Source organism: Pseudomonas sp. St316 (genome assembly GCF_018325905.1).
Taxonomy (GTDB): Bacteria; Pseudomonadota; Gammaproteobacteria; order Pseudomonadales; family Pseudomonadaceae; genus Aquipseudomonas.
Map to the genome: position 1 here is coordinate 2,198,195 of NZ_AP021901.1, position 19,081 is coordinate 2,217,275.

Below are 19,081 nucleotides of genomic sequence, written 5' to 3' on the forward strand. Positions count from 1 at the left end.
GGTTGAGACGAAAGACTCAACCAACCGCTCTTTAACAACTGAATCAAGCAATTCGTGTGGGTGCTTGTGGAGTCAGACTGCTAGTCAACAGATTATCAGCATCACAAGTTACTCCGCGAGAAATCAAAGATGTAACCAACGATTGCTGAGCCAAGTTTAGGGTTTTCTCAAAACCCAAAGATGTTTGAACTGAAGAGTTTGATCATGGCTCAGATTGAACGCTGGCGGCAGGCCTAACACATGCAAGTCGAGCGGTAGAGAGGTGCTTGCACCTCTTGAGAGCGGCGGACGGGTGAGTAATGCCTAGGAATCTGCCTGGTAGTGGGGGATAACGCTCGGAAACGGACGCTAATACCGCATACGTCCTACGGGAGAAAGCAGGGGACCTTCGGGCCTTGCGCTATCAGATGAGCCTAGGTCGGATTAGCTAGTTGGTGGGGTAATGGCTCACCAAGGCGACGATCCGTAACTGGTCTGAGAGGATGATCAGTCACACTGGAACTGAGACACGGTCCAGACTCCTACGGGAGGCAGCAGTGGGGAATATTGGACAATGGGCGAAAGCCTGATCCAGCCATGCCGCGTGTGTGAAGAAGGTCTTCGGATTGTAAAGCACTTTAAGTTGGGAGGAAGGGCATTAACCTAATACGTTAGTGTTTTGACGTTACCGACAGAATAAGCACCGGCTAACTCTGTGCCAGCAGCCGCGGTAATACAGAGGGTGCAAGCGTTAATCGGAATTACTGGGCGTAAAGCGCGCGTAGGTGGTTCGTTAAGTTGGATGTGAAATCCCCGGGCTCAACCTGGGAACTGCATTCAAAACTGTCGAGCTAGAGTATGGTAGAGGGTGGTGGAATTTCCTGTGTAGCGGTGAAATGCGTAGATATAGGAAGGAACACCAGTGGCGAAGGCGACCACCTGGACTGATACTGACACTGAGGTGCGAAAGCGTGGGGAGCAAACAGGATTAGATACCCTGGTAGTCCACGCCGTAAACGATGTCAACTAGCCGTTGGGAGCCTTGAGCTCTTAGTGGCGCAGCTAACGCATTAAGTTGACCGCCTGGGGAGTACGGCCGCAAGGTTAAAACTCAAATGAATTGACGGGGGCCCGCACAAGCGGTGGAGCATGTGGTTTAATTCGAAGCAACGCGAAGAACCTTACCAGGCCTTGACATCCAATGAACTTTCCAGAGATGGATTGGTGCCTTCGGGAACATTGAGACAGGTGCTGCATGGCTGTCGTCAGCTCGTGTCGTGAGATGTTGGGTTAAGTCCCGTAACGAGCGCAACCCTTGTCCTTAGTTACCAGCACGTTATGGTGGGCACTCTAAGGAGACTGCCGGTGACAAACCGGAGGAAGGTGGGGATGACGTCAAGTCATCATGGCCCTTACGGCCTGGGCTACACACGTGCTACAATGGTCGGTACAGAGGGTTGCCAAGCCGCGAGGTGGAGCTAATCCCACAAAACCGATCGTAGTCCGGATCGCAGTCTGCAACTCGACTGCGTGAAGTCGGAATCGCTAGTAATCGCGAATCAGAATGTCGCGGTGAATACGTTCCCGGGCCTTGTACACACCGCCCGTCACACCATGGGAGTGGGTTGCACCAGAAGTAGCTAGTCTAACCTTCGGGGGGACGGTTACCACGGTGTGATTCATGACTGGGGTGAAGTCGTAACAAGGTAGCCGTAGGGGAACCTGCGGCTGGATCACCTCCTTAATCGACGACCGCAGCTGCTTCATGAGCTCCCACACGAATTGCTTGATTCATTGAAGAAGACGATAGAAGCAGCTTTAAGCTCCAAGCTGATAGCTCCAAGCTAACAGTTGCGCGCTCGAAATTGGGTCTGTAGCTCAGTTGGTTAGAGCGCACCCCTGATAAGGGTGAGGTCGGCAGTTCGAATCTGCCCAGACCCACCAATTTTGTTATGGGGCCATAGCTCAGCTGGGAGAGCGCCTGCCTTGCACGCAGGAGGTCAACGGTTCGATCCCGTTTGGCTCCACCATATAACTGCTTCTGAAAGTTTAGAAATGAGTATTCCGCTGTGAATATTGATTTCTAGTCTTTTGATTAGATCGTTCTTTAAAAATTTGGGTATGTGATAGAAAGATAGACTGGACGTTACTTTCACTGGTAACGGATCAGGCTAAGGTAAAATTTGTGAGTGGCTCAATGAGCGTGATCGAATTTTCGGCGAATGTCGTCTTCACAGTATAACCAGATTGCTTGGGGTTATATGGTCAAGTGAAGAAGCGCATACGGTGGATGCCTTGGCAGTCAGAGGCGATGAAAGACGTGGTAGCCTGCGAAAAGCTTCGGGGAGTCGGCAAACAGACTTTGATCCGGAGATGTCTGAATGGGGGAACCCAGCCATCATAAGATGGTTATCTTGTACTGAATACATAGGTGCAAGAGGCGAACCAGGGGAACTGAAACATCTAAGTACCCTGAGGAAAAGAAATCAACCGAGATTCCCTTAGTAGTGGCGAGCGAACGGGGACTAGCCCTTAAGCTTCTTTGATTTTAGCGGAACGCTCTGGAAAGTGCGGCCATAGTGGGTGATAGCCCTGTACGCGAAAGGATCTTAGAAGTGAAATCGAGTAGGACGGAGCACGAGAAACTTTGTCTGAATATGGGGGGACCATCCTCCAAGGCTAAATACTACTGACTGACCGATAGTGAACTAGTACCGTGAGGGAAAGGCGAAAAGAACCCCGGAGAGGGGAGTGAAATAGATCCTGAAACCGTATGCGTACAAGCAGTGGGAGCCCACTTTGTTGGGTGACTGCGTACCTTTTGTATAATGGGTCAGCGACTTATTTTCAGTGGCGAGCTTAACCGAATAGGGGAGGCGTAGCGAAAGCGAGTCTTAATAGGGCGTCTAGTCGCTGGGAATAGACCCGAAACCGGGCGATCTATCCATGGGCAGGTTGAAGGTTGGGTAACACTAACTGGAGGACCGAACCGACTACCGTTGAAAAGTTAGCGGATGACCTGTGGATCGGAGTGAAAGGCTAATCAAGCTCGGAGATAGCTGGTTCTCCTCGAAAGCTATTTAGGTAGCGCCTCATGTATCACTGTAGGGGGTAGAGCACTGTTTCGGCTAGGGGGTCATCCAGACTTACCAAACCGATGCAAACTCCGAATACCTACAAGTGCCGAGCATGGGAGACACACGGCGGGTGCTAACGTCCGTCGTGAAAAGGGAAACAACCCAGACCGTCAGCTAAGGTCCCAAAGTTATGGTTAAGTGGGAAACGATGTGGGAAGGCTTAGACAGCTAGGAGGTTGGCTTAGAAGCAGCCACCCTTTAAAGAAAGCGTAATAGCTCACTAGTCGAGTCGGCCTGCGCGGAAGATGTAACGGGGCTCAAACCATACACCGAAGCTACGGGTATCACGTAAGTGATGCGGTAGAGGAGCGTTCTGTAAGCCTGTGAAGGTGAGTTGAGAAGCTTGCTGGAGGTATCAGAAGTGCGAATGCTGACATGAGTAACGACAATGGGTGTGAAAAACACCCACGCCGAAAGACCAAGGTTTCCTGCGCAACGTTAATCGACGCAGGGTTAGTCGGTCCCTAAGGCGAGGCTGAAAAGCGTAGTCGATGGAAAACAGGTTAATATTCCTGTACTTCTGGTTATTGCGATGGAGGGACGGAGAAGGCTAGGCCAGCTTGGCGTTGGTTGTCCAAGTTTAAGGTGGTAGGCTGGAATCTTAGGTAAATCCGGGATTCTAAGGCCGAGAGCTGATGACGAGTTACCCTTTGGGTGACGAAGTGGTTGATGCCATGCTTCCAAGAAAAGCTTCTAAGCTTCAGGTAACCAGGAACCGTACCCCAAACCGACACAGGTGGTTGGGTAGAGAATACCAAGGCGCTTGAGAGAACTCGGGTGAAGGAACTAGGCAAAATGGCACCGTAACTTCGGGAGAAGGTGCGCCGGTGAGGGTGAAGCACTTGCTGCGTAAGCCCACGCCGGTCGAAGATACCAGGCCGCTGCGACTGTTTATTAAAAACACAGCACTCTGCAAACACGAAAGTGGACGTATAGGGTGTGACGCCTGCCCGGTGCCGGAAGGTTAATTGATGGGGTTAGCTAACGCGAAGCTCTTGATCGAAGCCCCGGTAAACGGCGGCCGTAACTATAACGGTCCTAAGGTAGCGAAATTCCTTGTCGGGTAAGTTCCGACCTGCACGAATGGCGTAACGATGGCGGCGCTGTCTCCACCCGAGACTCAGTGAAATTGAAATCGCTGTGAAGATGCAGTGTATCCGCGGCTAGACGGAAAGACCCCGTGAACCTTTACTATAGCTTTGCACTGGACTTTGAATTTGCTTGTGTAGGATAGGTGGGAGGCTTTGAAGCGTGGACGCCAGTTCGCGTGGAGCCAACCTTGAAATACCACCCTGGCAACTTTGAGGTTCTAACTCAGGTCCGTTATCCGGATCGAGGACAGTGTATGGTGGGTAGTTTGACTGGGGCGGTCTCCTCCTAAAGAGTAACGGAGGAGTACGAAGGTGCGCTCAGACCGGTCGGAAATCGGTCGTAGAGTATAAAGGCAAAAGCGCGCTTGACTGCGAGACAGACACGTCGAGCAGGTACGAAAGTAGGTCTTAGTGATCCGGTGGTTCTGTATGGAAGGGCCATCGCTCAACGGATAAAAGGTACTCCGGGGATAACAGGCTGATACCGCCCAAGAGTTCATATCGACGGCGGTGTTTGGCACCTCGATGTCGGCTCATCACATCCTGGGGCTGAAGCCGGTCCCAAGGGTATGGCTGTTCGCCATTTAAAGTGGTACGCGAGCTGGGTTTAGAACGTCGTGAGACAGTTCGGTCCCTATCTGCCGTGGACGTTTGAGATTTGAGAGGGGCTGCTCCTAGTACGAGAGGACCGGAGTGGACGAACCTCTGGTGTTCCGGTTGTCACGCCAGTGGCATTGCCGGGTAGCTATGTTCGGGAAAGATAACCGCTGAAAGCATCTAAGCGGGAAACTTGCCTCAAGATGAGATCTCACTGGGACCTTGAGTCCCCTGAAGGGCCGTCGAAGACTACGACGTTGATAGGCAGGGTGTGTAAGCGCTGTGAGGCGTTGAGCTAACCTGTACTAATTGCCCGTGAGGCTTGACCATATAACACCCAAGCAATTTGTGAACTCGAAAGAGGCCAGATTGCGGTGTGTGAAGACGAAACGAACCGAAAGTTCGAGAGACTCGACAGCAACACACAAATCTATCGCATACCCATTCGCTGGCACGTGACCGCAAGGCACGCACCGGCTACCGAATTTCTTGACGACCATAGAGCATTGGAACCACCTGATCCCATCCCGAACTCAGCAGTGAAACGATGCATCGCCGATGGTAGTGTGGGGTTTCCCCATGTGAGAGTAGGTCATCGTCAAGATTAAATTCCGAAACCCCAATTGCGAAAGCAATTGGGGTTTTGTTTTTGCCTGAAATAAAAAGCTTTGGCCAAAAAAGAATGACCTGTAGAGGTCATCCTTTTTTGCATCCGGCCCTTAAGTCTCGGGTACTGGGCAGCTCAGATCCCCTTCCTTGCACTTGAGATAGGTCTTGAATGCCTCGACCCGGGCTTTAGTCTGGCCGGTGATGCAGTTGCTGTAGATCAGCGGGTAGACGCTACCGCCTTCGACCCCGGAGGCGGAGAAATTGCACTCGGCGTCACGGAAGCCTATCCAGGCACGCTGCGCCTTGACCAGCATTTGTTTGGCCTCCGGGTTGTCCTTCAAACGTGCCGTGATCTGCTTGTACAAGCTGTTCAGCTCGTTGTCGGCGGCCTTGTTTTCTTTGGCTGCGCATTGGTTCATTTCGCCTTGAGTGGTGGCGTCGGCGCAGTCGTCGGCCTTGGCAACGGTGACGAAAAGCAGCGGCATCAGGGCCAGAAGCAGGCGCGGGGACATGTTTGGTCTCTCCTTGAGGGGGTGAAAACACCGGATGAGTTTACATCGCACCATGCAGTTTTAAAGAAGGCGATCCTGATACAACTTTCTGGTTGGCCTTGTGGTCTTACAAGCCTACTGTTGAAACACAGGAGGTGACTCATGCATTCATCCGACCGCATTGAAAGAAAGATCCTGCTCAAGGCTCCGCGCTCTCATGTCTGGCGAGCCCTTGCCAATGCCGAGGCTTTCGGCCAATGGTTCGGTGTCGCCCTTGAGGGGAAACGGTTCGTGGCAGGGGAGCGTACCCAGGGGCAAATCACTTATCCAGGTTACGAACATCTCATCTGGGATGTGGCGGTGGAGCGGGTGGAGCCCGAGCGGGTGTTCTCGTTTCGCTGGCATCCTTACGCTGTCGAGCCGCAGGTGGATTACTCTCAAGAGTCCGAAACCCGGGTGCAGTTCGAACTCGAAGACATGGATGGCGGTACCTTGCTCAAAGTCGTGGAGTCGGGTTTCAACAACATTCCCGAGGCTCGCCGGCTCAAGGCTTTTCGTATGGACAGCCGTGGCTGGGACGAGCAGATGGTCAATATTGAAGCCTTTCTGAGCCAGTCTTGATCGGAACTGTTTAGGGGCTAAGGGTTTTCGGATGGGTTGGTATAGCGAATGTCTTACACGAGATGGTAGCTATGTCGTCTATTTCATTTTGGATCCGAGGCGTAATCTGGACTTATCCACTGAGGCACAGGAAGTGCTCAGGATCAGGGACGATCGACCTTGCAAGGAAAGCTATCGACAGGGAGTCGTAATGGTCTTGGAAAAACCCGCTTCGGCGGGTTTTTTTTCGCCCGTAAAAATCTGGGAAGGTCGCTATAGCGAAACGCTTACACGCCGTTGCTGCTTTCTCGTCTTTTTCCAAGATGCCGATGGACCTAATCTATGTTCATCCACTGAGTACAGGGAGTGCTCGGGGTCATGGATGATTGGACCAGGCATGGAATGCCGGACAGGGAGTCAAGTTGGTCCTCAAAAAACCCGCCTAGGCGGGTTTTTTTTCGTCTGTGAAAAAGTCCCATGATCATGGATACCGTCCTGGTTTTGCCTGATCCTGTCTGCGTGCAGGTCAGGCGCTACTGGCTTGCAACGCCTGAGCGCGCAAGCGAGCGATGTCCTTGCTCGGGGAGGCGCCAAATAGACGGCTGTATTCACGGCTGAACTGCGAAGGGCTTTCATACCCCATCTTGTAGCCGATTGACGAAACGTCGCTGTTCTGCGCCAACAACAACCGTCGTGCTTCCTGCAGGCGCAGTTGTTTCTGGTATTGCAGCGGGCTCATGGCGGTCACGGCTTTGAAGCGGTGGTGCAGCGCCGAAGCGCTGAGATTGATCATTTGTGCCAGGCTGTCGATGCTCAGCGGTTCGGCGTAATGGGTATTGAGCCATTCGATGGCACGGCTGATGCGATGGGTCTGGGTGTCGGGAATGGCGATTTCGTGCAAGCGCTGGCCTTGGGTGCCACGCAGCAGTCGGTAGAAAATCTCCTGTTGGGCCAACGGCGCCAGGGTCGGAATATCGTCAGGGCTGTCCAACAGCCGCAGCAAGCGCAACACCGCGTCGAGTAATGGCGCATCGATACGGTCCAGGAACAACCCGCGTCCGGTTCTTTCGGCCGGCACGCCGATAGGGCTGGCGTCGGCAATCAGGCGGCATATCTGTGCCGGATCGATGTCGAGGCGGATGCACAGGTAGGGACGCTCGGGACTGGCTTCAATCACCTGACCGGACAACGGTAGGGTCACCGAGACGACTAGGTAGTTGAGCGGGTCATACACGTAGCATTCGTCTGCCAGGCGCACTTCCTTGCGCCCCTCGATAATCACGCATAAACCAGGCTTGTGCACGGTGTGCAGGGCTTCGGTTGGCTGGTCGCTACGGATCAGGTGCAAGGCCTCGATGGCCGTAGGGTGGACGCCGTATTCCGGCGCAAAGCGCTTCATCAGGCTCGCCAGTTCGGCGCGGCGCTGGCTGACACCGTCTTCTGGCGCAATGTGGAGGGACGTGGATACCGACATGCCGATCAATCTCCCAGGCCAAATTGAGTGGACCGCGCTAGTAAAGCCGATTGCGCGGCTGTCGGCCAGAGTCGGTTTTATCACTACAGGATCGTGCAAGTGCGCAGGAGGATCCGGCTAACCCGCGCCTGGATCGGTTCCCTAATCTGGACGTGTCAAATCGCTCCCACCGGGGGCCAGCACATCCAGACGAGGAAACCATCATGTCCGATATTCAAAACAAAGTAGTGGTCATCACTGGCGCCAGCAGCGGGATTGGTGAAGCCACGGCGCGATTGCTTGCTGCCCGTGGTGCCCGTGTGGTGCTTGGCGCCCGGCGCATCGATCGTTTGCAAGCACTGGTGCAAGAACTCGAAGCCATCGGCCAGCAGGCGGTCTGCAAAGCCGTGGATGTGACCCGTCGCGAGGATGTCCAGCAGATGATCGACTTTGCTGTCGAGCGATTCGGTCGGGTCGACGTGATCATCAACAATGCCGGGGTCATGCCGCTCTCCAAGCTCGAGGCGCTGAAAGTCGAGGAGTGGGACCGCATGATCGACGTCAACATCCGTGGCGTGCTCCACGGCATCGCCGCCGGCCTGCCGCTGATGCAGCGCCAGCGCAGCGGGCAGTTCATCAACATCGCGTCCATCGGTGCCTACGCCGTCAGCCCGACTGCCGCCGTGTATTGCGCCACCAAGTTTGCCGTACGGGCGATTTCCGAGGGCTTGCGCCAGGAAGTCGGGGGGGATGTGCGCGTGACGGTGATTTCCCCCGGCGTGACCGAATCGGAATTGGCCGAGAGCATTTCCGATGAAGGTGGCCGTGCCGAAATGCGCGAGTTCCGCAAGATATCCATTGCGGCCGAAGCCATCGCCCGGGCAATCGCCTACGCGATCGAACAACCGGCGGACGTAGACGTCAGCGAACTGATCGTGCGACCCACCGCCAGCCCGTTTTGAATCGAGTTGACCTACAGGAAAACCCTCATGAGCGAGTGGTATCGCCATGAGGGGTCAGGCTTCTGTGGCGAGGGGATAAATCCCCTCGCCACAGGTTTAACCCTATCTCCAGTCAGCGGCTTATGTCTGGCTGGTGTCTATCGTTCCAACCGCGCCGCAGCACGCTGGGCGATCTGCGAGCGCACCCGGAACGACTCTGCGATACGCCGGTGGGCTTCTTCCAGGACGCGCGTCGGTGCGGTGTCCGGGCTGCCTGCGTTGAACGGCGGGGCAGGGGCGTATTCGAGTTGCAGTTGGACCAGTTCGGCGGTGTCCTGATCGAACAGTTCGGCCGCCAGGGTCAAGGCAAAATCGATCCCGGCCGTGATGCCGCCACCAGTGAGCAGGTTGCCATCGCGGACTACGCGATCCTTGATCGGTGTCGCGCCCAGGGTTTGCAGCAAGCTGTGATAGGCCCAATGGGTTGTGGCGCGCTTGCCCTGCAACAGGCCTGCCGCACCGAGCACCAGCGAACCGGTGCACACGGAAGTGATGTATTTCGCATCGGCGGCTTGCCGCTTGATGAAGGCCAGTGTTTGCTCGTCTTCCATCAGGGGGCCGACGCCGGTCCCGCCGGGGACGCAGATCACGTCGAGCTTCGGGCAGTCCTCGAACGTGGTGGTGGGCAACAACACCAACCCGGTGCTGGCGGTGACCGGAGCCAGGTCCTTCCAGATCAGGTGGACCTTCACGTCTGGCAACGAGGCCAATACGTCGTATGGGCCGGTCAGGTCCAACTGCTGGACTTGGGGGAATAACAGCAAACCGATCTGCAACGTCATGTCGCGTTCTCCTTTGGATGATTGCCCGAGGGGTGGACGGTTTGACTTTAGATCCGTAGGCTCTGGCGTATACGCCAATAAACCCACGAATCACGCCAATATGCCCAACTCACCGAAAACCGTTCACGTACTGGCCTTCACCAACGTGCAAGTGCTGGACGTCACCGGGCCCTTGCAGGTGTTTGCCTCGGCCAACGACCTGGCCCGCCAGCAAGGCCTGCCGTTGCCCTATGCGCCGACGGTCATCGCCGTGGGGGGCGGGGCCGTCATGTCCTCGGCGGGGTTGGCGCTGATGGCAGAGCCGCTGCCGGCCGAAGGCAGCGATACACTGTTGATCGCCGGTGGCTGGGGTGTGTACGAGGCAGCGAAGGACTCGGCGTTGGTGGCCTGGGTCAAGGATCACGGCCAGCGTTCGCGGCGGGTGGCGTCGGTGTGCACTGGGGCGTTCTTGCTGGCCGCCAGCGGTTGGCTGGACGGACGACGCGTGGTGACACACTGGACTCGCTGCGAACAACTGGCCGAGCAGCATCCGCAACTGCGGGTCGAGCCCAACCCGATCTTTATCAACGACGGTCCGGTCTGGACCTCGGCAGGCGTCACGGCCGGTATCGACCTGGCCCTGGCGTTGGTGGAGGAAGACCTGGGCCGCGCGGTGGCGCTGGAAGTCGCTCGGCAACTGGTGGTGTTCCTCAAGCGTCCTGGGGGGCAATCACAGTTCAGCGTGACCTTGTCCCTGCAAAAACAGGGCAGTCGGTTTGATGACCTGCATGCCTGGATTGCCGAAAACCTGACCTGTGACCTGGGCCTGTCGAACCTGGCCGCCGAGGTGGGCATGAGCGAGCGCAGCTTTGTCCGTCATTACCGCGCCGATACCGGCCAGACCCCGGCGCGGGCGGTGGAGTTGATTCGCGTGGAAACCGCTCGCCGTCTGTTGTCCGACACCGCCGTGTCAATCAAGCGGGTGGCGGTGCAATGTGGCTTCGGCAGCGAAGAAACCCTGCGCCGAAGTTTCCTGCGGGCCATGGGCGTAACCCCTCAAGCTTATCGCGAGCGGTTCGCCGTCAGCCCTCAAGCAGATCCAGCAATGCCTTGAGCGTGGCCTCGGGGGCTTCCTGGGGAATATTATGGCCGACCCCCGCGAGCACGCGGCGCTCATAAAACCCCGTGAAATGCTCGAGGTCTTCATCGTGTTCCGGGACGGGCCCCACGCCATCGTCGGCCCCGCACAGGGAAATGCTCGGCACGCTGATGGCCGGTTGTGCCGCCAGCCGCTCCTCCATCCACTCCAGCGTCGGGTCGCCTGGCGCGTACATGAAGCGATGGCGGTAGGAATGAATCACTACGTCGACGAAGTCCGGGTTGTCGAACGACGGGGCGCTGAGGGGATACAGTTCGGCGCCGCGCTTCCAGGTGGGGGACCACAGGCGCCAGAGCCATTCACACAGTTCACGGCGGTTTTGCGTCAGGCCTTCGACACCCCGTGTCGTGTGGAAATAGTACTGGTACCACAACCGATGTTCGGTTTGCGGGTCCAGTGGTTGCGTGGAACGGGGAATGTCCTGCAGGTTGTAGCCGTCGCCGGTCACCAGGCAGCGCACGCGCTCGGGCCACAGCGCCGCGACGATACACGCCGCTCGCCCACCCCAGTCGTAGCCGCACAGCGCCGTTTGGGGGATGGAGAGTGCGTGCATCAGATCCAGCAGGTCTTGGGCCAGGGCCGCTTGCTGACCGGAGCGCAGGATGGCCGGGCTGTTGAAGCGGGTCGGGCCGTAGCCGCGCAGGTAGGGCACGATGACCCGGTAGCCACGCTGGGCCAAGGCGGGCGCGACGTCATCGAAGGCTCTCGGGTCGTAAGGAAAACCGTGCAGCAGAATGATGGGTTCACCGCTGGCGGGACCGTGTTCTTCGTAGGCGATGCGCAACAGCGGCGTCACGGCGAAGTTGACCTTGGGATTGAGGTTCATGTTGGCCTCCGGTATGCCCTGTTGCGATCAGGCGGGTTCCTGGTTCACGTATTTGGCCCGGTCCGGCGTGAACGTCACGATCATGTTCGTGCTGGAGCAGGTCAGGGTGCGCTCCTGGGTCAGGTCGATGTCCAGGTCTTCACCGCGTAGGCCCTGCCATTGGGCGAGGTACTTGAGACAACCGAATTTTTCGTTTTTCTTCAGGCTGCGGCTGACGCCACCTTTCCAGCCCAGTACCGGCAATTCACCGGCCAGGCAGCGTTGCGCCAGTTCCGGAAACTTCATCGCCCGGTCGCGGCCGATTTCCCAGCATTTGATCAGGCCTCGGTCCTGGCCCTCCCAGAGGTCTTCGCGGGTCAGGCCTGTTCGGGGTGGGGTGGTGATGGGGCGTTTGATGTGGGCCATGTCAGATCCTTGAGTCGGGTTTTATCGGGCAGCTCCGCTGCACCCGTGAGAGCATCGATCTTAGGAGGGGTTTGGGGGACTGGCAACTCGAAAGGGGGCGTGACGATAAATGGGCCGTAGGAGCTGACGAGTGCAGCGAGGCTGCGATCTTTCCCCAGACACTTGAGTCTCAAGTGAAAGATCAAAAGATCGCAGCCTTCGGCAGCTCCTACGGGCGCAGTCCAGCGGGTTGAATTCCCTATTACAGTGGTGCGGTGTTCCTACAAAAAAATAGGTGAACCGGAATTTTCTGACGAGTCGCGTCGGTTGCCGGTTCGGAAGAGGCGGGGATAGGCTTTATTCGTCGCTGCAAAATCAGCGGCCGGGTTTGGTCGCCCGGGTTTAGAATGGCGCACAATGCCGCGCGAGCGGCTGTCTGCTTTATGGCTGACTGTGCGTGGGAGGGCTTCGGGCCCTGCCGGGTTTCCATTCCCTGGTCGACCAACCTGCGTACAGTTCGCCACCCCTCTGCTTGGTCGCGGAAATGGCGAACTCCACTTTCGAATGGAGATTCATCATGGTCAAAATCACCCCCAATCCCCCGCGCGCCGAAGACCTGTCCGCCTACACCACCCTCGACACAAAAAAACTCCGCGAGGCCGCCGACCGGGCGCTGAACATCCATTTGTCCCCCACACCAGCCAAACCCGACACCCAGGACGGCCAGGTCTTTTCAGTGGTCCCAGGTCTCAACACCGAATCGGTGCTAACCACCCTCAGCGAAACCCTGGCCTCGGCCGATGCGCTGGTCAGTGACCTGGGGTTCGAGTTGGAAGGTTCCCGGCGGTATGTTGCGTTGGGGATCCAGCAGTTGATCGAGCTGGCCAGGTTGCTGGCCAACCGTGCGTTGGATGACATTGAGTTGGCCGGCTCACCACAGGGGCCGTGTTCTGGCTGAAGGGCAAATCAGCTCACGGCTGCCAATGATTCTTCTCCCCGCTCAACTTGCGGTCCAGGAAGCTCGCCGCGCTGATCAGCGCCAAGTGGGTCAGGGCCTGGGGAGTGTTGCCCAGGTGGTAGCCGTGGCTGTCGAATTCTTCGGCGTACAGCCCCAGCGGATTGGCGTAGCGCAGCAGTTGTTCGAACTCCAGCTGGGCTTTTTCCACGCGGCCGGCGCGGGCCAGGCATTCGACGTACCAGAACGAGCAGGCCGCGAATGAGCCTTCGATGCCTTCGATGCCGTCGATGGGGCTGTCGTCGTTGCGGTAGCGATAGACCATGCCGTCGCGCACCAGACTTTTTTCGATGGCATCGAGTGTCGAGAGCCAGCGCGGGTCGCGGGCGCTGACGAAGCGCACCAGCGGCATCAACAGCATCGAACCATCGAGGGCCGTGCTGCCCAGGCGTTGGATGAAGTGCTGGTGTTCGTCGTTCCAGAAGTTTGTCCAGATGTCTTGGTAGATGGCCTGGCGCGTCTCGTCCCAGCGGACGAACGGGGCGGGCAGGGAGCGTTTTTCGGCCAGGCGGATGGCGCGATCGACGGCGACCCAGCACATCAGCCGCGAATGCAAAAAGTGTTGCTTGTCGCCACGCATTTCCCAGATACCCACGTCTTTGTCCTGCCAGACCTTGCACACTTGGTCGATCACCTCGACGGTGTGTTTCCAGCCTTGATGGGAGATGGCTTCGCCGTACTTGTTGACCAGATACACCGCGTCCATCAGCTCACCGAAAATGTCCAACTGCACCTGCTGGTAGGCCAGGTTGCCGATGCGTACCGGTTGTGCATTGCCGAAGCCGCTCAGGTGCGGCAGCTCGGTTTCCGGCAGTTCCAGCCTGCCGTCCAGGCCGTACAGGATGTTGAGTTTGGTCGGTTGGTCACAGCAGTCGCTGACCCGCCCGCGCAGCCAGCGCATGTAGGCGTTCGCCTCTTCGACGAAACCCAGGCGCATGAACGCGTAAACCGTGAACGAGGCGTCGCGGATCCAGGTGTAGCGGTAGTCCCAGTTGCGTTCGCCGCCGCGGGTTTCGGGCAGGCCGAAGGTAGCGGCGGCGAGGATCGCGCCGTGTTTGCGCGAGGTCAGCAGCTTCAGCGCCAGGGCCGAGCGGTTGACCACTTCGCGCCAGCGTCCACGATAATTCGATTGGCCGATCCAGCCACGCCAGAAGGCCAGGGTGCGTTCCAGGCAAATCGCGCTGACGTCGTCCTGAAGGCGCGGGTCGTCGATGCCACCCAGCAGGAATTCGGCGCTCTGACCTTGTTCCAGGGTGAACTCGGCCACCGCCGCGTTACCGTCCAGCGTTATGGGTGGGTCGGCACGCAAGCGCAGGCTCGGTTGTCCTGGCGCGGTAAAACAGACATGGCGACCGTCCTGGCACGCCACCGTCGCGGCTCTGGCGTAGTCATGCCGCACCGCGCAGCGCATGCGAAACGTCGCGCTACCGACGGTCATGTGCACCCTGCGCATCAGCACCGGCAAATCATCCTCGGTGTCGCCGATGGGCAGCAGGTCGGTAACTTCCACCACGGCGCCATCGCTCAGCCAACGGGTTTGCAGTACGTTGGTGTCGGGCAGGTAGATCTGCTGGCGACGGGCATTCGGCAGGTCCGGGGCCAGTTGGAAAATGCCCGCTTCGGGGGTATCCAGCAGCGAACAAAAAATCGATGGGCTGTCGAATTCCGGCCAGCAGAAAAAGTCGACACTGCCGCGGTCATTGACCAACGCAGCAGTGCGCATGTCGCCGATGATGCCGTGGTTCTCGATGGGGCTTTGCGGTTCGTCATGATCAGCCATTGCCGCGAAACCCCGGATAAAGGCTCATCCCGCCATCGATGAACAGCGTGGTGCCCACCACATAATCGGACAAGTCCGAGGCCAGCCAGACCACCGCGTTGGCGACGTCTTCCACATCGCCGACGCGACCATAAGGAATCAGCTCCAGCAGTTTCTGCTCCTGCTCGCCTTCGGTGGCGTCGCGGTTGATGGCCGTGCGGATGGCACCAGGGGCGATGCTGTTGATGCGGATGCGTTGGTGGCTGGTTTCCTGGGCCAGGCTCTGCATCAGCAGATCGACACCGCCCTTGGACGCGGCGTAATTGACGTGGCCGGCCCAGGGAATGCGCTGGTGCACCGAACTCATATGGATGATTTTGCCGGCGGCCCGGGACACGCCCTGGCGAATGCCCTGGCGGGTGAAAATCCGCAGGGCGGCGCGAGCGCAGAGGAACTGTCCGGTGAGGTTGGTGCCGATCACGGTGTTCCAGTCTTCCAGGCGCATGTCGACGGCGGCGGCGTCTTTTTGCAGGCCAGAGTTGGCCACCAGGATGTCCAGCGCGCCAAAGGCTTCGAGGGTCTGGGCGAACAGTCGCTCGACGTCATGCTCCTTGGATACATCGGCACCGACGGCGATGGCGCGACCGCCGTTGGCGTTGATTTCACGGGCCAGGTCTTGTGCCAGGCCGGCGCTGGAGTGGTAGTTGAGCACCACCGCGGCGCCGGCGTGCGCCAATGCCTTGGCCGCGCCTGCGCCAATGCCGGAGCTGGCGCCGGTGACCAGGGCAACCTGTCGGGCGAGGGATATCTGCATGGTCTAGCACCTTGAACGGAGGGCCTAACCTGCTGACTGGTGTGAGGTGTGCAGAGTTCAGTTGGGTGAAGCAGTCTTCATATTCCAGGTTCAAACACAAACCTGTGGCAAGGGGACTGTGGGAGCATAGCTGGCTCCCACTATCGTCCCGCCACAAAGAATCTTGCTTCAGGCCGGCCCTTACCAACCCCGCCCCGAATTCACCCAGAAATTCACCGACAACGACGTAGACACCGACTCCACCTGATGAAACCAACCTTCCGGCAAAAACAGCAAATCCCCAGCCTCCAATGTCACGCGCATGAAGGTCACGTCGCGGGCGTGGGGGAAGCGCTGGTAGTCCGGCGCGTCCGGGTTGAAATCACAGCCGTCCAGCCCGCCTTGGGGCGCCGTGGACCAGGTGCCCAGGGCTTCGCGGTGGTGCGGCGCGGCGAGGGTGAAGGTTTTCTGGCCCCAGACCTGGGCGAACAGGTTGTCGGTGTCGTCGCGGTGCAGCGGTGTGAGGGTGCCCTTGGGGCCGATCCAGATGCGCGGCGGGATGAACAGCGAGGGGTCGAAGTAGGGCGGGTACTTGATCTGCTCCATCAATTGCGCCGGCAGGATGTTGTTGCCCATGTAGGCCGGTGGTTCGCCGTCCGCGCCCTTGGTCGCCGCGCTGTCGAGGGAGGCGATGAAGTCGGCCATGGACGTGGAGCGGAAATCCCGCTCGGTGGAGAAGGTTTTCTTCACGTAGTCGCCGTGGCGGGTGATGCCTTGCAGCTCGGCAAAATGCACCAGGGACTCTTCGCGGCTGAGCTTGAACAACGGCCAGTCCTGCAAGGCATCGCTGATGACCACTGGAATACCGTGGGGTAAATAGCGCGCTTGAAACGCCTGCACCGACAGCTCGCTGCGAGGCCGACGCTCCACGCTTCGTTGGGTCGGCAGGCTGGCGGTGAGTGTTTCGCTGAAGCGCGACGGGGTGGGGTAGCGCTTGTTCATGTCGACCTTTTCCACCACGCCGCCGCCATGCCGGGCATGGTCGATGATCTGCGGCAGCAACGTCGCCAGGCCCATGTTGCCGCCGATCTTCAGGCGCCCGCTGGCGAACAGTTCCTCGACATTGGCCAGGCCGGCCATGATCCCGAGGAAATCCTTTTCCGCCACTTCAATGGTGACATCAGGGCTGGTGTGGCGACCGGCCTGGGTGTGGCTGCTGGCCTTGACCTCGGACCAGTACGCCTGGTGCGGGCCGAACACGAATTGGAAGACGCCTTCGATACCAACGGCGCCGGCATTGGCGAACAGCTTGCCCAGGATGGTTTGCAGGTCCACGGCGGTCACTCTTGCGGGTTTTTGGTCTTAGCAGGTAACGAGGGCCTGGAGCAGAAATTTAGCCCCGTCGTCGCGTCATCGACCGTCGCCCTAGCGCGTCGCGACCATGAACACCCGGGGAAACGGCAGCAGTACGGTTCCATCGTCCAGGGCGGGATAAGCCTGTTCGATCGCCTGGAGATAGAGCGCCAGGTACTGCTCGCGTTGCGCCTCATCCAGCGGGTCGAGAAACGGGCGCAAGCCGCTGCCCTTGAACCATTCCACTACGCCGGCGGCGCCACCGGCCAGGGGGTGATGGTAGGTGGTGCGCCACACATCGACGCGGCGGCAGTGGGGCTTGAGGATCGCGTAATAGGTGCTGGCGTCTTCCACCTCGGTCCGTGAATCAGCCGCCCCGGCCAGTTGGCTGGCCCACGGGCCGTTGGCGGCGATTTCCCGCATCAGACGGTGGGAGGGTTGGTGCAGGGTGTCGGGCATCTGGATCGCCAGGCTGCCACCGGGGGCGAGTTTGTCCACCAGCGAGGGCAGTAGGGTGGCGTGGTCGGGCAGCCATTGGAGCACGGCGTTGGCGAAGATCACGTCGAAGGGCCCGGGTTCATCCCATTGGCCGATGTCGGCGGTGTCGAACGCCACGGCGGGCAGGCGTTTGCGCGCGGCGTCGACCATGTCGCTGGAACTGTCCAGGCCGCGCACCGTGGCATCGCTGAAATGCGCCACCAGCAATTCGGTGGAATTTCCCGGGCCGCAACCCAGGTCGATCACCGAGCGCGCCTGTGCGGGAGGGATGGCGGCCAGCAGGTCCCGGGCTGGGCGGGTGCGTTCCTGTTCGAAGCTGACGTATTGCTTGGCGGACCAGCTCATGGCGTTCTCCTGTGTGGTGGAGTGAGTCGAGGTATCGCCAGTATAAGGTCGGGTGGGAAGATGAACCGCGTTATCGTTCATCGCGGGCGAGCCTTGCTCCCACAAGGTGCCGTCATCTTGTAGCGAACGTCACGGTTTTGACTAAATCGGTGGGTTACGATTTCGTTATCTTCCTTACACGACCGATCGGAGAAAACCGCAGTGACCCAACTGACCCTGCTGTGCCTGCCTTATTCCGGCGCCAGCGCGATGGTGTACAGCCGCTGGCGGCGCAAGTTGCCGGCATGGCTGCTGGTGCAACCGGTGGAACTGCCGGGGCGCGGGGCGCGTTTCGGGGAGCCGTTGCACACCGACATGGGCGCGTTGGCGATGCAACTGGCCCGGGAACTGCTCCCGTCGCTACAGGCCCCTTATGCCTTGTTCGGCCACAGCCTGGGCGCGTTGCTGGCGTGTGAAATCGCTCATGCCTTGCGTGAACTCGGTGGCCCGGAGCCGGTGGCGCTGTTTGCATCCGGCACCGCGGCGCCGACGATGCGGGCCGACTACGACCGTGGTTTCGCCGAGCCGAAAACCGACGCTGAACTGATCGAACAATTGCGCACCCTCAACGGTACGAGCGAGGAGATCTTGGCCAATGAAGAGCTGATGACCCTGACCTTGCCGATCCTGCGGGCGGATTTCTTGCTGTGCGGACGCTTCCAGCCGCGGCAGCGACCACCGCTCAACTGCCCGGTGCACGTTCTTGGCGGCACCGCCGACAAGGCCACCACGGAGCAGTTGATCGGCTGGCGCCGCGAGACGTCGGGCAGTTTTTCGGTAGACATGCTGGCGGGCGGGCACTTCTTTATTCATGAGCACGAGGCCAAGGTGCTGCGGCTGATCAAGGATCAGTTGAGTGTGCATCAGCGGCGGCATGGGTTGGCGATCAGCGCTTGATTTGATTCCCAGGCTCATTCAAATACAGCCCCGCAGTGGATAGGGGTGATACATCCCATTGTGGGAGCGAGCTTGCTCGCGATGGCGGTGGGTCAGCTTGCTGTTCGTTGACTGACACGACGCCATCGCGAGCAAGCTCGCTCCCACATTCAGGGGCTGCACCCTTCTGAAAATCCTCGTTCTACCTCTCTTCCTGATACAAATTCTCAAACGCTAATTTTTCCGGTCTGCATTCGTTTTATAGGCACGACTTGCCTTTGTGCCTTGTGCCCACTGATTCCGGATACCCCAGAA

General features: G+C 58.7%; 14 protein-coding genes, 2 tRNA genes and 3 rRNA genes. 10 read left to right on the forward strand and 9 right to left on the reverse strand.

What is annotated here, in order from left to right; all coding sequences use genetic code 11:
• Positions 1-186 precede the first annotated feature (186 nt).
• The 5 genes from KI237_RS10050 to rrf all read left to right on the forward strand — a co-directional run bounded on the left by KI237_RS10050 (position 187) and on the right by rrf (position 5,408).
• Positions 187-1,723, forward strand: a 16S ribosomal RNA gene (locus KI237_RS10050).
• 123 nt (positions 1,724-1,846) lie between these two features.
• Positions 1,847-1,923, forward strand: a tRNA-Ile gene (locus tag KI237_RS10055).
• Between the two features lie 10 nt (positions 1,924-1,933).
• Positions 1,934-2,009 (forward strand) — tRNA-Ala (locus tag KI237_RS10060).
• A gap of 233 nt (positions 2,010-2,242) precedes the next feature.
• Positions 2,243-5,134: ribosomal RNA gene (locus tag KI237_RS10065) — 23S ribosomal RNA — on the forward strand.
• 158 nt (positions 5,135-5,292) lie between these two features.
• Positions 5,293-5,408 (forward strand): 5S ribosomal RNA (rrf, locus tag KI237_RS10070).
• Together the 16S, 23S and 5S rRNA genes with 2 tRNA genes alongside form the textbook arrangement of a ribosomal RNA operon.
• Positions 5,409-5,523: 115 nt before the next feature.
• Here the strand turns inward: rrf and KI237_RS10075 are convergent.
• Positions 5,524-5,925, reverse strand: a complete 402-nt coding sequence (locus tag KI237_RS10075) for a lysozyme inhibitor LprI family protein (protein ID WP_212799685.1) — start codon at positions 5,923-5,925, stop codon at positions 5,524-5,526.
• Between the two features lie 141 nt (positions 5,926-6,066).
• Here KI237_RS10075 and KI237_RS10080 point away from each other — a divergent pair, with 141 nt between their 5' ends.
• Positions 6,067-6,525: an SRPBCC family protein gene (locus tag KI237_RS10080; protein ID WP_212799686.1), complete on the forward strand. Its 459-nt coding sequence runs from the start codon at positions 6,067-6,069 to the stop codon at positions 6,523-6,525.
• A gap of 505 nt (positions 6,526-7,030) precedes the next feature.
• Here KI237_RS10080 and KI237_RS10085 read toward each other — a convergent pair.
• A complete protein-coding gene (locus tag KI237_RS10085) occupies positions 7,031-7,978 on the reverse strand; it encodes an AraC family transcriptional regulator (protein WP_212799687.1) in 948 nt (315 codons plus the stop codon).
• Between the two features lie 203 nt (positions 7,979-8,181).
• On the opposite strand from KI237_RS10085, the gene KI237_RS10090 reads away from it, so the two are divergent.
• Positions 8,182-8,919, forward strand: a complete 738-nt coding sequence (locus KI237_RS10090; protein WP_212799688.1) for an SDR family oxidoreductase — start codon at positions 8,182-8,184, stop codon at positions 8,917-8,919.
• A 137-nt stretch (positions 8,920-9,056) separates the two neighbouring features.
• Here KI237_RS10090 and inhA read toward each other — a convergent pair whose 3' ends face one another.
• A complete protein-coding gene (gene inhA / locus KI237_RS10095) occupies positions 9,057-9,740 on the reverse strand; it encodes an isonitrile hydratase (protein WP_212799689.1) in 684 nt (227 codons plus the stop codon).
• Positions 9,741-9,840: 100 nt separating this feature from the next.
• On the opposite strand from inhA, the gene KI237_RS10100 reads away from it, so the two are divergent.
• A complete protein-coding gene (locus tag KI237_RS10100) occupies positions 9,841-10,833 on the forward strand; it encodes a GlxA family transcriptional regulator (RefSeq protein ID WP_212799690.1) in 993 nt (330 codons plus the stop codon).
• Here the strand turns inward: KI237_RS10100 and KI237_RS10105 are convergent.
• Positions 10,802-11,704: an alpha/beta fold hydrolase gene (locus KI237_RS10105; RefSeq protein WP_212799691.1), complete on the reverse strand. Its 903-nt coding sequence runs from the start codon at positions 11,702-11,704 to the stop codon at positions 10,802-10,804. The genes KI237_RS10100 and KI237_RS10105 overlap by 32 nt on opposite strands.
• Before the next feature lie 27 nt (positions 11,705-11,731).
• A complete protein-coding gene (locus KI237_RS10110; RefSeq protein ID WP_212799692.1) occupies positions 11,732-12,109 on the reverse strand; it encodes a hypothetical protein in 378 nt (125 codons plus the stop codon).
• Positions 12,110-12,665: 556 nt separating this feature from the next.
• Between KI237_RS10110 and KI237_RS10115 the strand changes: the two genes are divergently transcribed.
• Entirely contained in the window at positions 12,666-13,046 is a 381-nt protein-coding gene (locus KI237_RS10115; RefSeq protein WP_212799693.1) for a DUF6124 family protein, read from the forward strand.
• A 13-nt stretch (positions 13,047-13,059) separates the two neighbouring features.
• Here KI237_RS10115 and KI237_RS10120 read toward each other — a convergent pair whose 3' ends face one another.
• From KI237_RS10120 to tam, 4 genes are all read right to left on the reverse strand, one after another.
• The gene (locus KI237_RS10120) at positions 13,060-14,883 is read right to left on the reverse strand and encodes a glycoside hydrolase family 15 protein (RefSeq protein WP_212799694.1); all 1,824 of its coding nucleotides are present in this window, start codon (positions 14,881-14,883) and stop codon (positions 13,060-13,062) included.
• A complete protein-coding gene (locus tag KI237_RS10125; RefSeq protein ID WP_212799695.1) occupies positions 14,876-15,676 on the reverse strand; it encodes an SDR family oxidoreductase in 801 nt (266 codons plus the stop codon). The genes KI237_RS10120 and KI237_RS10125 overlap by 8 nt, the downstream gene beginning before the upstream one ends.
• A 180-nt stretch (positions 15,677-15,856) precedes the next feature.
• Positions 15,857-16,990, reverse strand: coding sequence for a cupin-like domain-containing protein (locus KI237_RS10130; RefSeq protein WP_212799696.1), 1,134 nt, complete (start codon positions 16,988-16,990; stop codon positions 15,857-15,859).
• A gap of 90 nt (positions 16,991-17,080) precedes the next feature.
• Positions 17,081-17,932 (reverse strand): trans-aconitate 2-methyltransferase, encoded by an 852-nt coding sequence (gene tam / locus KI237_RS10135; protein ID WP_349305757.1) that lies wholly within the window; start codon positions 17,930-17,932, stop codon positions 17,081-17,083.
• A gap of 120 nt (positions 17,933-18,052) precedes the next feature.
• Here tam and KI237_RS10140 point away from each other — a divergent pair, with 120 nt between their 5' ends.
• Positions 18,053-18,787, forward strand: a complete 735-nt coding sequence (locus tag KI237_RS10140) for a thioesterase II family protein (RefSeq protein WP_212799698.1) — start codon at positions 18,053-18,055, stop codon at positions 18,785-18,787.
• The last annotated feature ends 294 nt before the right edge of the window (positions 18,788-19,081 follow it).

Bases quoted from the DNA above. Each gene is read 5' to 3' on its own strand.
- KI237_RS10075 (WP_212799685.1), bottom strand. From the start codon at position 5,925: ATGTCCCCGCGCCTGCTTCTGGCCCTGATGCCGCTGCTTTTCGTCACC.
- KI237_RS10080 (WP_212799686.1), top strand. From the start codon at position 6,067: ATGCATTCATCCGACCGCATTGAAAGAAAGATCCTGCTCAAGGCTCCG.
- KI237_RS10085 (WP_212799687.1), bottom strand. From the start codon at position 7,978: ATGTCGGTATCCACGTCCCTCCACATTGCGCCAGAAGACGGTGTCAGC.
- KI237_RS10090 (WP_212799688.1), top strand. From the start codon at position 8,182: ATGTCCGATATTCAAAACAAAGTAGTGGTCATCACTGGCGCCAGCAGC.
- inhA (WP_212799689.1), bottom strand. From the start codon at position 9,740: ATGACGTTGCAGATCGGTTTGCTGTTATTCCCCCAAGTCCAGCAGTTG.
- KI237_RS10100 (WP_212799690.1), top strand. From the start codon at position 9,841: ATGCCCAACTCACCGAAAACCGTTCACGTACTGGCCTTCACCAACGTG.
- KI237_RS10105 (WP_212799691.1), bottom strand. From the start codon at position 11,704: ATGAACCTCAATCCCAAGGTCAACTTCGCCGTGACGCCGCTGTTGCGC.
- KI237_RS10110 (WP_212799692.1), bottom strand. From the start codon at position 12,109: ATGGCCCACATCAAACGCCCCATCACCACCCCACCCCGAACAGGCCTG.
- KI237_RS10115 (WP_212799693.1), top strand. From the start codon at position 12,666: ATGGTCAAAATCACCCCCAATCCCCCGCGCGCCGAAGACCTGTCCGCC.
- KI237_RS10120 (WP_212799694.1), bottom strand. From the start codon at position 14,883: ATGGCTGATCATGACGAACCGCAAAGCCCCATCGAGAACCACGGCATC.
- KI237_RS10125 (WP_212799695.1), bottom strand. From the start codon at position 15,676: ATGCAGATATCCCTCGCCCGACAGGTTGCCCTGGTCACCGGCGCCAGC.
- tam (WP_349305757.1), bottom strand. From the start codon at position 17,932: ATGAACGATAACGCGGTTCATCTTCCCACCCGACCTTATACTGGCGAT.